The following is a 12,769-nucleotide window of genomic DNA, read 5'->3' as shown; positions in this document are numbered from 1 at the left end:
TACCGAACCCCAAGGGCCACTCTGCTTCGTGCACAGAAACCGGACCGCTGCTCAGCGGAAGTCGCGGCTGCGGGTCATCGTGGTCACCGGGAGGCGTCGCAGGCGGGTCGCGACCAGATTCGTGGCGCCGTCGTGGCGTTCGAGACGGGCGTGCACGAGCATCGCCTGGGCCTGGAAGGCCATGGACCGGTAGCGTTCCCAGACCTGCGGGCGGCAGACGACGTTGGCCATGCCGGTCTCGTCCTCCAGGTTGAAGAAGATCACCCCGCCCGCCGTCCCCGGGCGCTGCCGGTGGGTGACCACGCCGGCGACCAGGATGTTCGTCTCGCCGGGTACGTCGGCGAGCGCGCCCAGCGGGACGACGTCGCGCTCGTCGAGCAGGTCCCGTACGTGGGCGATCGGGTGATGTTCCGCCGTGCCGGTGGCCCACATGTCGGCGATGGTCTCCTCGATCGGGGTCATGGCGGGCAGGTCGGGCGCGGACGTGCCCGGCGTCGTGCCCGGCAGCCGTTCGGCGCGCCAGGACGGCGAGGCCGGGGGAGCGGCGCCGCGCGACAGCGCGCCCGCGGCCCACAGCGCCTCACGGCGGCCGAGGCCGAAGCAGCCGAACGCGCCCGCGGTGGCGAGGGCCTCCAGGGCCGCGGTGGGCAGCGGCACCCGCCGGACCAGGTCCTCCAGGCTCTCGTACGGCCGCCCGGCGGCGATCCGTTCCGCGCCCTCGGCCCCGAGCCCCCGCACGTACTCCAGGCCCACCCGGACCGCCGGCTGCTCGGCGGAGGGCGAGTGCGGGGACCCTCCGGCGGGGGTGTACGGGTCTTCGAGCGTGGCCTTGGCCGCGCTCGCGTTCACGTCCACGCCGAGGACGCGGACCCCGTGCCGCCGCGCGTCGCCGATCAGGGTCTGCGGGGCGTAGAAGCCCATCGGCTGGTTGGCCAGCAGCGCCGCCGTGAACGCCGCGGGGTAGTGCCGCTTGAGGTACGCGCTGGCGTACACCAGGTGGGCGAAGCTCTGCGCGTGCGACTCGGGGAAGCCGAAGCTCGCGAAACCGAGGATCTTGGTGTAGACCTCCTCGGCGATCTCACCGGAGATGCCGCGTTCGGCCATGCCGGTCAGCAGGCGCTCGCGGAGCTTCTCGATGCGCTCGGGCGCGCGCTTGGCGCTCATCGCCTGCCGCAGCGCGTCCGACTCCGCCGGGGTGAAGCCCGCGCAGTCCACGGCGAGCTGCATCATCTGCTCCTGGAACAGCGGCACGCCCATGGTCCGGGACAGCGCGTTCCGCATCAGCGGGTGCGGGATGTCGGGCGGTTCCTGCCCGCTGCGACGGCGCAGGTACGGGTGGACCGACCCGCCCTGGATCGGGCCGGGCCGGATCAGCGCGACCTCCACGACCAGGTCGTAGAAGCGGTCGGGCTTGAGCCGGGGCAGCGTGGCCATCTGGGCGCGCGACTCGACCTGGAACACCCCGACCGTGTCGGCGTCGCGCAGCATGGCGTACACGTCCGGGTCCTCTTCGGGGATGTTGTGCAGGTCGAAGCGGCGGTCGTGGAAGGCGGCCACGAGGTCGAACGTGTCGTGCAGCACCGACAGCATGCCGAGGCCGAGCAGGTCGAACTTGACCAGTCCCTCGGCGGCGCAGTCGTCCTTGTCCCACTGCAGCACGGTGCGGCCCGGCATGCGGGCCCACTCGACCGGGCAGACCTCCCCGATCGGCCGGTCGCAGATCACCATGCCGCCCGAGTGGATGCCGAGGTGACGGGGGAGGCGCTGCATCCGGTCGGCCAGCGCGGTGACCGCCTCGGGGATGCCGTCCGGCGGCAGCGGTTCGTGAGGCGAGAGCTGCCGCGACCAGGCGTCCTGCTGGCCGGGGGAGAACCCGAGGGCGCGCGCCGCGTCGCGTACGGCCATGCGGGGCCGGTAGCTGATCACGTTGGCGACCTGCGCGGCGCGGTCCCGCCCGTACTTGTCGTAGACGTGCTGGATGACCTCCTCACGGCGGCGGTGCTCGATGTCAAGGTCGATGTCGGGTGGCCCGTCGCGGCCAGGCGACAGGAACCGCTCGAACAGCAGGTTGTGCCGGACCGCGTCGACCCCGGTGATGCCGAGGGCGTAGCAGACCGCGGAGTTGGCCGCCGAGCCGCGGCCCTGGCACAGGATGTCGGCGTCGCGGCAGAACTCCACGATCTCCTGCACGATCAGGAAGTAGCCGGGGAAGCCGAGGCCGTCGATGACGTTCAGCTCCTCGTCGATCTGCCGGTACGCCCTGCGCGCCCGCCGCCGCGGCCCGTACCGTTCGGCGGCGCCCTCGGCGACGAGGTGCCGCAGCCAGGTCGACTCGGTGTGCCCCTCGGGCACGAGCCAGTCCGGCAGGTCGGGCGCGACCAGCGTCAGGTCGAAGACGCACGACCGGGCCAGCTCGACGGTGCGCTCGACGACACCGGGGAAACGCGCCATCCGCGCCCGCATCTCCCCGGCCGACCTCAGGTGCGCGGTCCCCGTGGCAGGCAGCCAGGACTCCAGGTCGTCCAGCCCCCGCCGGGCGCGTACCGCGGCGAGCGCCTCGGCGAGCGACGCGTCCTTCGGCGCGGCGTAGTGCACGTTGTTCGAGGCGACGACGCCGATCCCGTGCTTTTCCGCGAGGTCGTACAGGGCGTCGTTGCGCGCGTCGTCCAGGGGCTGGTCGTGGTCGATCAGCTCGGCGTAGACGTTCTCCCGCCCGAACAGGTCGATCAGCGTGCGCAGCCCCGCCTCCTGGTCGCCGCCGCCGTGCACCACGCTCTTGCGGCAGCCGGTGAGGACCGCCCAGTGCCCGCCGTGCGCGTCCGCCAGATCGGCCAGGTCGTAGACCGGGCGGCCCTTCTCACCGCCCGCGAGCTGCGCCCGGCTGATCGCGCCGCTCAGCCGCCCGTACCCCTCGACGTCACGGGCCAGCACCAGCAGATGCCGGCCGCCCGGGTCAGGCTCACCCTGCTTCGCCGGCAGGTCGAGGCTCAGCTCCGCGCCGAAGATCGTGCCGACGCCGGTGCCCCTGGCGGCCTCCTTGAGCTGCACCGCCCCGTACATGCCGTCGTGGTCGGTCACGGCCACGGCCTCCACGTCGAGCCGGATCGCCTCGTCGATCAGCTCGCGGGGGCTGGAGACGCCGTCGAGGAAGCTGTAGGACGAGTGACAGTGCAGCTCCGCCCAGCCGCCCGCGCCCTCACGCCGCCGCGGCGGAGCCACCGGAGGCGGCGCGACGGCCTTCGGCTCCCGGCCACCCCACGACAGCCGCCGCTCGAACTCCCGCCAGGGGATGTCCGGGTTGTTCCAGCCCATGGGTCACTCGTCCTCTTCGTTCACTCCGCGGACGACCTCGCTCCTCGGCCGTCCACTCCGTTCACTCATCGGGGTCGCTCCAGCCCATGGGTCACTCGCCCTCTTCGTTCACTCCGCTCATCGGGGTCGCTCCAGCCCATCGGTCCCCCTACGTGTATCCGGCCTCGACGTGCCAGTGGCCGCCCTCGAAGACGAGCAGGTGGGCCCGGTCGTCGCCGGTGACGACCTGGAACCGGGCCCGGCGGCGCGCGCGGGCGGGGTCCCACCAGCGTTCGCGGGCCGGCCAGGGGCCCGCCCACGCCGTCACCACGTGACGGCGTCCGGCGATCTCCACCTCGTGCGGCGGCGCGGACACCGCGCACCGGGCGTCGACCATGACGGGCGCGCCGTCGGCGTCGGTCACCGTCGCGGGCAGCGGCTCGGGATGGACGGCGGCCGGCGGCGGGTCGGGGACCCGGCCCGGCCACGGACCCTCGGCGGCCGGTTCCGGCGGCAGGTCGCCGAAGGGAACCTGGACGAGGCGTTCGCCGGGGCCGCGGCCGCCGGCCGGGAACGGCCGGGTGATCGCCTGATGGCCGAGCATCGCCTGGACCCGCGCCGCGGCCCGCGCGATCTGGTCGGAGACCGTGGCCTCGCCCCACAGGGCCTCCTGCCGCCCGTCGTCGGCGACGAGCTGGTCGGGCAGGAGCCGCAGCAGCGCGACGCCGCCCTCCTGGCCGTCCTCGCCCTGGGGCTCCCAGGACGCCAGCTGCCAGCGGACCCGTTCGGCGACGGCGAGGGCGGACAGCGCCCCGTCGTGCCGCCAGAGCCGGGTCAGCGTACGGCCGTCGGCGCCGGTCACCTCGACCCCGATGCGGACGCAGGTCAGCGCCTCGGCGGCGAGCGCCTCGTGCAGCCGTTCGGCGAGGGACTTGGCGGCGAAGATGACCTGCTCGGCCGCCACGGCGGGCGGGTCGAACTCCGTCGAGACGCTCAGGTCGGCGAGCGGCGGCCGCGGGGCCGGCGGCCGGGGGTACAGGCCGCGGGCCAGCCGGTGCGCCCGTATCTCGTCGACGCCGAAACGAGCCGTCACGTCGCGTACCGGCAGGGCCGCGAACGCGCCGAGCGTGCGGATGCCGAGCCGGCCGAGCAGGTCGGTGAGCTCGGGCCGGCCGAGGACGCTCACCGGGTACGGGGCGAGGAAGGCGGGGGTCTCGCCCGGGGGCACGACGACGCCGCCCTCGCCGGCCCGCGCCGCCAGGTCCGCCGCGAACAGGCCGTCGGCGATGCCCGCGCCGCAGTCGAAGCCCTGCTCCACGACGGTGTCCTGCACGTGGACCCGCAGCGACTCCTCGTCGTCGGCCCCGCCGCCGTGGTAGCGGGCCGCGCCGCGAACCGGGATGGCGCAGACCCCCGGGCGTACGACCTCGACCCACGGGGTGACGCCGGAGACGGCCGCCGCCACCGACTCGAAGAGCCGTCCCTCGGCGTCGGTGTCCCGTTCCCGTACGACGAGCTCGGGGCAGTGCCGCTGCGCGTCCCGCACCCGCTGCCCCCGCCGTACGCCCGAGGCGCGCGCCGCCGCCGAGCACGCCTCGACCAGGGCGCCGGAGACGACGGCGGCGGGAGCGGCGGCGTCCAGCCCGATCGCGGTGACCGGCCAGTCGGGACACCAGACCACGAGAGCACGCGGCGGGATCACCCGACCACCGCCACCGGGGCGTGGGTGGGAGCCCCGAGCCGGTTCCGCGGGCCGGGGGCCATGGGGACCGGCAGGGCGGGGGACGGGATCATCCGGCCACCACCAGGGCGTGTGCGGGAGTCCCGGCGGGGACCGGCAGGGCGGGGGACGGGATCATCCGGCCACCGCCACCGGGGCGCGGACCGGTGTCTCCGGAGTCTCCGCGGCGGGGGCGACGGTGCCGTCCGGGGCGGGGAGCCAGAGCCAGACCCGCCGGCCGGGACCCGCCGCGCCGCGGCCCGAGGAGACCACCAGGGCGCGGCGGCCGCGCAGATGCCCCGTGCCGGTGCCGAGCCCGGACCAGTGACCCTCCTCGACGCGGAGCCGGAGGTTCGCGCCCTCCCAGGGCCCGGTCACGACGAGCGCGCACCCGTTGCGGCGGGCCAGCGCGGTCAGCCGGCGCACCACCTGAGGGGCCGGCCGGTCCGGCGGGCGGGTGAGCACCAGCGCGCAGCCGTCGGTCAGCGCCGCGACGACGTCGGCCCACCGCCGGCCCGGATCGTCCACGAGCAGAACCCTCATCGGGTCGCCTCCCATCGACGCGGCGGCGGGGATGTGCGCCTCCGGCAGCCCGACGACGGCGCACCATCGCTCCCCGAGACCGGCCGTCAACGCTAGGGCGAGTGTGGGCGAACCCTCGACGACGGTGACCGAGCCCGGCCGCAGCCCGCCCTCGGGGACCACCTCGTGCAACACCGGGAGCACCGGTACCAACGCAGATCGTGACAGAGTCGAAAATCCCTCTGTGACCTGCGTCGATAGCTCACTCACGCGACCATCATCGAACAGAGGTTCGAGTGAAATCAAGTCGCGCCGCGGTCGGCTATCTCCCTTTTGCGGGCCTCCCGGCGATGGCCGGCGGTCCGGAGGCCATGCCCGCGACGTCTCGCCGGCGCCGCGTCAGCCGGTGTCCGCGTCCGCCGGCAGCCACGCGAAATCGTCGGTCCGGTGCCGGGCCGGGGCGAGCCAGCGCAGGTACGGGTCGGCGAGGGCGAGCAGGGCGTCGTCGCGCTGCCCGGAGCCGCGCAGACTGGCCCCGATCAGGTAGCGGGAATTGCGCCGGGCCAAGGAGCCCTCCGGCACGATCAGGCCGTCGGTGGTCGCGACGAGACCGGGGGCCTCCGCGAAGACCCACGCCACCGGCCGGCGTGCGGCGGCCTGTCGGAGCTGGGCGGCGAAGGCCGTCCTGGCGTCGAAGTCGAGGTAGCTGAGCAGGGAGGCGGTGAAGACCACGACGGGCTCGCGCCCCGGCAGTTCCCCGATCAGCCGGGCGGTGTCGGTGGTCGCGTCGCCGGGGGCGACGGTCACGGTCGCGGACGAGACGGCGAGATCCATGGCGCCGCGCAGAACGGCGAGATCGTCGAGGCGTTCGGGCCAGACGAACGCCTCCAGCCAGGCCCGGGCTCCGGGATCGGCCAGGTCGACCGGGTGCCGGTCGATTCCCCGCCGGCTGGTGATCTCCGGGACCGGTCCGAGGATCCGTTCGTGCGGGGAGCCGCCCCGCACCTCGCAGGTGATCAGCACCGGCGAGGCGTCCGAGACGGATGCCTCCTGACCGCCGACGCGGTAGCGGTAGCGGTCCACGAGCAGGTTCAGGCCCGCGCTGGCGCCCGCCTCGACCAGGGCGAGCGGTCCCGGCCAGCGACGCCGCACGTGGTCGAGGCCGAGGCGAAGGGCCACGCAGCGGCGGATCTCGTTGGTCTGGGTGGACCCGGTGCGCAGGAGCCGGCCGAGTTCGTCGCGGTGCTCGGCGCAGAACGCGGCGAAGGCCGGCATGAGCCGGTCGTCGACCGGCCGCCGGCCGCCGTGCACCGGGTAGTAGCCGGCGAGCGCCGAACCGGGATCGGACGCGAGGAGCAGGTTCACCGCCGCGAACAGCAGGCTGGGCCGCCGCTGGTCGCGCGGCGTGGCCATGAGCAGGTCCAGCAGTCCGTCGTCGTCGGCGACGCCCTCGCTCAGCGCCTCGTACACCGGGGAACGGCCGCGGCACTGCGTCGCCCCGAAGATCCGGAAGAGCCGCCGGAGCCGCCGGACCTCGATGTCCCTGTCACCTGCCGGGTCGCCCGGCCCTTCTGCCACCGTCCGAACCTACCGCCGGGAGCGCCCCGCAACCGCAACGTTGCCGTTGGAATGGCCTAAGCTCTGACCCCATGGCCTGGGACACCGAGGGGACGCGACGCCGCCTGAAGGAGGCGGCGACCATCGAGTTCGCCGAGCGCGGCCCGGACGGCACGACCATGGCCCGGATCGCCGAGCGGGCCGGCATCAACAAAGAGCGCCTCTACAAGTACTTCGGCGACAAACAGGCCCTGTTCGAGACCGTGCTCCGCGACGAGCTGGACAAGCTCGCCGCCGGAGTCGACCTGCCGCCGGGGGGCCTGGCCGACATCGGGGAGTTCGCCGGGCGCACGTTCGACTACCACGCCGCGCACCCGCACCTGGCCCGGCTGCTCCAGTGGGAGGGCCTGGCCGGCGGGCCCCCGGCCGACGAGAAGAACCGCACCGCGCACTACCGCGACAAGGTCGAGGCCTTCGCGGCCGCCCAGCGCGACGGCGTCCTCGACGACGAGCTCGACCCCGCTCACCTGGCCTTCCTGATCATCGCGCTCGCCGCCTGGTGGTTCTCCGTGCCGCAGGTCGCGTACATGCTCACCGGCGCCGACGCCGCCGACCCGGCCGAGCGTGCCCGCCGTCGCGCCTTCGTCGTACGCGCCGCGGAGCGTCTCGCCCTCCCGTCCCGCTGAGGGACGGCCCGGGAACCCCCGAGGGGTCCCCGGGCGGTCTCTCACAGCACGTCGGCGAGCCGGTCGACCTGGTCCGGGTCGCGGGCCCAGCAGTACAGCATGACCTCGTCCGCGCCGAGGCCGGTGAACGCGGTGACCGCGGCACGGATCTCCCGCGGCGTGGTGAGCAGGCCGACGCGACCCGGGTTGTCGAGGAACCGGTAGTAGGCGCCGATCGCCGCCCGCCCGTCCTCGATCGTGTCGTCCGGGCCAAGGGCCACGTTGACCTGGGCGACCAGACGTGGCCGTCCCGCGCGGCCCGCCGCCGACCAGGAGCGCTCCACGCTGCGGAACAGCCCGTCGGCCATCGGGAGCGGCGCGGCGCACAGGAAGCCGTCGCCCCAGCGGGCGACGCGTTCGAGGGCGGCCGGGGCGAAGGCGCCGATGAGCACCTCCGGGCCGCCCTCGCGGGCGGGCGCCGGGCCGATCGGGCCGGCACCCTCACCGTACGGCTCTCCCGACCAGACCCGCCGCAGGGTCGTGAGCTGCGCGTCCATACGGCGCCCGCGCGTCCGGATGTCGGTGCCGGCGGCGACGTGATCGTCGGCCCGCCCGCCGACGCCGACGCCGAGCGTGAACCGGCCGCCGGACATCAGGTCCAGCGTCGCGGTCTGCTTGGCGAGCAGCGCCGTCTCGCGCAGCGGGCCGAGGAGCACCTCGGTCTGTAGCCGGACGCGCGTCGTGGCTCCGGCGAGGGCGGCGAGTGTCACGAGCGGTTCGGGATTGGCGTAGACGAGACGGTCGAGCAGGCCGAGCGTCGAGAAGGGGCCGGCGTCGGCGCGCCGCGCCCACGAGAGCAACGACGGCGGATCGGTGATCGGCAGGCCGAGACCCACGTTCATGAGAGGAACCTCCGGAAGGGCATGCGAACAACGGTTGTCGCCCCTCCACCGCCGCGAACCGCGGCGGGCTCCCGTTCTGCGACGCCGTTCCCAGGGAGCATTCGGATCGTGATCACTGTACCGGGCGCGCGATGCCGGCCGGGCGCGTGGTCAGCGGCGGACCGCGCAGAGCACGCGGTTGTTCCCGTTCTGCCAGAGCGGGCCCACCTCGCCGAAGCCCGCGTCGTGGAGCGCCGCGACGTGCACCGCCAGCCCGCCGGACTCCGAGCCGTGGTGCCCGGCGGCGGCCGTACGGGCCGCGGTGAGCGCGGCCAGCGCCGGGTCCGCCGCGGCGGCGTCCCACCACTGCCGCCAGTCCTCGGGCCGGTCGTCGCCGAACCGGCGGCGCGTGGCGCGGTCGGCCAGAGCGCGTTCGAGCCGGCGCAGCGTGGGCTCGCCGACGTCGAGGTGGTCGCCGTTGAGGAACAGCCCGCCCGGCCGGAGCGCCGACGCCAGTTCGGCGTACGCGGTGCGGAGGGCCGGCTCGGGCAGCCAGTGCAGCGCGGTGGTGCTGACCGCCGCGTCGGCCGGACGGTCCAGGTCGAGCGCGGCCGCCCAGCCCGGGGTGCCCAGGTCGTGGTCGGCGAACCGCAGCGCCATCCGGCCGGCGTGGGCGCCCCGGCCGAGCGCGAGCAGGAGCGGGTCGGTGTCGATCGCGACGACGGTGGCGTTCGGGATGCGGTCGAGGATCCGGGTGGCCAGCGAGCCGGGCCCGCAGCCGAGATCGAGGATGAGCGGGTCCGGCCGCCCGGCGCCGGCCTCGACCGCGTCGATCAGCGCGGTGAAGCGCTCCTCGCGGTCGGGCAGGTACCCCTCCTGCTGACGGTCCCAGCGGGAGATCCACGCCTGTGCCACCGTGGTCGTGAGCATGAGCGACTCCTGTAACTGTCGTTTATGATTTCGACAGTCACAAACTAGATGAAGCGGTGTAACTGGTCAAGTGAATTTCAACAGTCACATGGACTTGGTCGTCCGTCTCGCCGTCGGCCTGGTGAACACGCTCACCGAGGGGGAGCGGCGCGGCCGCCCGTACACCCCGCCGGTCGGTGAGGCGCGCCGTACGGCCCTCATCGAGATCGGCGCCGGCGACCTCGGTGAGCAGGACACCACCGTCCTCGCCGAGATGGCCGTCGAGCTGCGCGCCGTCTTCACCGCGGTCGCGGGCGGCGACCTCGACGCCGCCGCCCACCAGGTCAACCACCTGCTCGAGGTGACCCACGCGCGCCCGCACCTGAACCGGCACGACGGCGAGCCGTGGCACCTGCACTTCCACGGCTCCGGCGGCACCGTGTCCACCGACTGGGTGGCCGGCTGCGCGACCGGCCTGGCGGTGGTCCTGGGCAGCGAGTTCCACGACCGGCTGGGCGTGTGCACGGCGCCGCACTGCGACCGCGTCTACGTCGACACCTCCCGCAACGGCACCCGCCGCTTCTGCTCCACCGCCTGCCAGAACCGCGTCAAGACCGCCGCGTTCCGCGCCCGAGGCCGGTGAGCTCCGGAGCTCACCTGCGAGATGTCACACAACGGGCGGCGGCGTCGTCTTCTCGGCATGAGAATCGCGATAACCGGAGGCACGGGGACACTCGGCGGGCACACCGCGGCGGAGCTGCGAGCGCGGGGACACGAGGTCCGCGTGCTCAGCCGCCGCGCGCCCGAGTACCCCGTCGACCTCGAGACGGGTGACGGGCTGGCGGCCGCGCTGGAGGGCTGCGACGTCGTGGTCGACGCGAGCAACGACTCCTCGAAACGGGCCGGGCGGGTCCTGGTGGACGGCTCGCGGCGGCTGCTCGCCGCCGAGGAGACCGCCGGCGTCGGCCATCACGTGTGCGTCTCGATCGTCGGATGCGATCGGGTGCCGATGGCCTACTTCCGCGTCAAGACCGAGCAGGAGCGCGTGGTCGAGAACGGGCCGGTGCCGTGGAGCATCGTGCGCGCGACCCAGTTCCACGAGTACGTCGCCGCGACGCTGACCGCGGCCGGACGCCGGGGCGTGCTGCCGGTGCCCAGGGCCCGCCTGCAGACGGTCGCCGCCACCGAGGCCGCCCGCGCGGTCGCCGACGTCGCGGAGGGCCCCGCGCGGCGCGGACGGGTCGCGGTCGCCGGTCCGGAGATCGCGGACGCGCGCGACCTGGCCCGTACGTGGCGTTCGGCCACCGGCCGCCGCGCGCCGCTGCTGCCCCTGCCATTGCCGGGCCGGCTGGGCCGGGCCCTGCGCGCGGGCGTGCTCACCGCCGAACGGCCCGACGTGCGGGGCACGGTGCCGTTCGCGGCCTGGCTGACGGCCACGCGATGACGGCGGCCGAGGAGACGCTCGCGTGGGCGTTCGAGCGACAGCGGCCACGGCTGCTGCGGGTGGCGTACGCGACGACCGGGTCGCTGGCCGAGGCGGAGGACTGCGTCCAGGAGGCCTGGCTGCGGCTGCGCGGCGTCCCGGACCCGCTCGCCATCCGCGACCTGCCCTCCTGGCTGACCCGCACGGTCGGGCGGCTCGCGCTCGACGCACTGGGCAGCGCCCGCGCCCGCGCCCGCCGCGAGCGTTACGTCGGCACGTGGCTGCCCGAGCCGCTCGTCGAGAGCGACGATCCGGCCGAGCGCGTGACGCTGGACGAGTCGGTCAGCATGGCGCTGCTCGTGGTCCTCGAACAGCTCACCCCGGCCGAGCGCACCGCGTTTCTGCTGCACGACGTCTTCGGGCTCCCGTTCGAGGAGGTCGCGGCCGTCGTCGGCCGGACGCCGGCGGCCGTGCGTCAGCTCGCCTCACGCGCCCGGCGGCACGTCGAGCGTGGCCTTCCGCGGTTCCCGCCCACGCACGGCGAGCAGGCCGCGCTGGTCGCGGCCTTCGCCGAGGCATGCCGGGACGGCGACCTGAAGCGGCTGATCACGCTGCTCGATCCGGACGTGGTCGTCCGTGGCGACGGCGGCGGCCGGGTCAGCGCCCTGCCGGAGCCCGTACGGGGAGTCGAGGACGTCGCGCGGTGGCTGCTCGCCTTCACCCGCCGCCCGCCCCGGCGCGTACGGACGGCGCTGGTCAACGGCGCGGTCGGCCTGGTGCTGGAGGACGCGGACGGGGTCCGGTCGGTGCTGGCGGCGACCGTCGACGCCGGGCGGATCACCGCTCTGGACGTCGTACGGAACCCGGACAAGCTCACCGCCGTCCGCGACTGAGCCCGACGGGTCAGCGCGGCGAGGCCGTCCACGCGCCGAGGAGCCGCAGGGCCTCCTCGGCGCCGGCGTCCTCGGCGTTGTACACGTGCAGCTCCTGGCCCGTCTGACCCGCGGACACCGGAAGCTGGAGGGTCTCATAGCGCAGGGTCAGCTCCCCGACCGCCGGATGGCGGAAGCGCTTGGTCCCGCTCCCGCACACCATCACGTCGGCGGACGCCCACAGCGCGCCGAACTCCTCGCTGCGCACCGAGAGTTCGCCGACCAGCTCGCGCAGCCGCTCGTCGTCGGCGTGCCGCCCCGCGGCGAGGCGCAGCACCGCCACGGTCTCCCGCGCGCGCTGCGCCCAGTCGGGGAACGTCTCCCGTGAGGCCGGATCCAGGAACAGATAACGCGCGTTGTTGCGGTCGCGCCGGCCCTCGTCGAGCCCGCCGGCCAGCTCCGAGCCCAGCCGGTTCCAGGCCAGCACGTCCTGGCGGTGCCCGGTGACCAGGGCCGGCAGGCCGTACATCGCGTCGAGCAGCCGCTGCAGCTCCGGCCGTACCCGCTCCGGCCGCCGCCGCGACGACCTGCGGACCTTCCGCGGCGCCGCGGTCAGCGCGCGCAGGTGCTCGCGTTCGGTGCGGCCGAGGCCGAGCACGTCCGCGAGCGCGTCGAGGATCTCCGGGGACGGCTGCGTCGCGCGCCCCTGCTCCAGCCGTACGTAGTAGTCGACGCTGATCCCGGCGAGCTGCGCCAGCTCCTCTCGTCGCAGGCCCGGCACGCGGCGGCGCGAGCCCACCGCGATGCCCATGCTCTCGGGGGCCACCCGTGCGCGTCGTGAGCGCAGGAACGCGCCGAGCTCCCGGCCGTCGTCATCCATGCGTTTCAGTATGCGCATCTCCCGGGTGTTGAACGTGGCCCTGTGAGTA

The 12,769-nt window shown here is 74.7% G+C and carries 11 protein-coding genes; 4 read left to right on the top strand and 7 right to left on the bottom strand.

What is annotated here, in order from left to right:
- Positions 1 to 51 precede the first annotated feature (51 nt).
- From QSK37_RS12610 to QSK37_RS12595, 4 genes are all read right to left on the bottom strand, one after another.
- Positions 52 to 3,312, bottom strand: coding sequence for an error-prone DNA polymerase (locus QSK37_RS12610; protein ID WP_285619986.1), 3,261 nt, complete (start codon positions 3,310 to 3,312; stop codon positions 52 to 54).
- Positions 3,313 to 3,460: 148 nt separating this feature from the next.
- A complete protein-coding gene (locus QSK37_RS12605) occupies positions 3,461 to 4,993 on the bottom strand; it encodes a DNA polymerase Y family protein (RefSeq protein ID WP_285619985.1) in 1,533 nt (510 codons plus the stop codon).
- Positions 4,994 to 5,146: 153 nt separating this feature from the next.
- The gene (locus QSK37_RS12600; protein WP_285619984.1) at positions 5,147 to 5,728 is read right to left on the bottom strand and encodes a hypothetical protein; all 582 of its coding nucleotides are present in this window, start codon (positions 5,726 to 5,728) and stop codon (positions 5,147 to 5,149) included.
- Positions 5,729 to 5,932: 204 nt separating this feature from the next.
- Positions 5,933 to 7,111 carry a DUF2332 domain-containing protein gene (locus QSK37_RS12595; RefSeq protein ID WP_285619982.1) on the bottom strand — a complete coding sequence of 393 codons (1,179 nt, stop codon included), beginning with the start codon at positions 7,109 to 7,111 and terminating at the stop codon, positions 5,933 to 5,935.
- A 71-nt stretch (positions 7,112 to 7,182) separates the two neighbouring features.
- Here QSK37_RS12595 and QSK37_RS12590 point away from each other — a divergent pair, with 71 nt between their 5' ends.
- Positions 7,183 to 7,776: a TetR/AcrR family transcriptional regulator gene (locus tag QSK37_RS12590; protein WP_285619981.1), complete on the top strand. Its 594-nt coding sequence runs from the start codon at positions 7,183 to 7,185 to the stop codon at positions 7,774 to 7,776.
- A gap of 41 nt (positions 7,777 to 7,817) precedes the next feature.
- On the opposite strand, the gene QSK37_RS12585 is transcribed toward QSK37_RS12590, so the two are convergent.
- Entirely contained in the window at positions 7,818 to 8,657 is an 840-nt protein-coding gene (locus QSK37_RS12585; protein WP_285619979.1) for an LLM class flavin-dependent oxidoreductase, read from the bottom strand.
- Between the two features lie 150 nt (positions 8,658 to 8,807).
- Positions 8,808 to 9,566 (bottom strand): class I SAM-dependent methyltransferase, encoded by a 759-nt coding sequence (locus QSK37_RS12580; protein ID WP_285619977.1) that lies wholly within the window; start codon positions 9,564 to 9,566, stop codon positions 8,808 to 8,810.
- Positions 9,567 to 9,654: 88 nt separating this feature from the next.
- On the opposite strand from QSK37_RS12580, the gene QSK37_RS12575 reads away from it, so the two are divergent.
- From QSK37_RS12575 to sigJ, 3 genes are read left to right on the top strand one after another with little or no spacing between them, the layout of a single operon-like run.
- Complete coding sequence (locus QSK37_RS12575) at positions 9,655 to 10,188, top strand: CGNR zinc finger domain-containing protein (protein ID WP_285566140.1); 534 nt, start codon at positions 9,655 to 9,657, stop codon at positions 10,186 to 10,188.
- 57 nt (positions 10,189 to 10,245) lie between these two features.
- Entirely contained in the window at positions 10,246 to 10,989 is a 744-nt protein-coding gene (locus tag QSK37_RS12570) for an SDR family oxidoreductase (protein ID WP_285619975.1), read from the top strand.
- A complete protein-coding gene (gene sigJ, locus QSK37_RS12565) occupies positions 10,986 to 11,861 on the top strand; it encodes an RNA polymerase sigma factor SigJ (RefSeq protein WP_285619974.1) in 876 nt (291 codons plus the stop codon). The genes QSK37_RS12570 and sigJ overlap by 4 nt, the downstream gene beginning before the upstream one ends.
- A gap of 10 nt (positions 11,862 to 11,871) precedes the next feature.
- Here sigJ and QSK37_RS12560 read toward each other — a convergent pair whose 3' ends face one another.
- A complete protein-coding gene (locus QSK37_RS12560; RefSeq protein WP_285619972.1) occupies positions 11,872 to 12,720 on the bottom strand; it encodes a helix-turn-helix transcriptional regulator in 849 nt (282 codons plus the stop codon).
- Positions 12,721 to 12,769: the final 49 nt, after the last annotated feature.

The organism is Actinoallomurus iriomotensis (assembly GCF_030269445.1).
GTDB lineage: Bacteria > Actinomycetota > Actinomycetes > Streptosporangiales > Streptosporangiaceae > Actinoallomurus > Actinoallomurus iriomotensis.
Note: the sequence above shows the minus strand (reverse complement) of the source record. Positions and strands in the feature narration are given on the sequence as shown.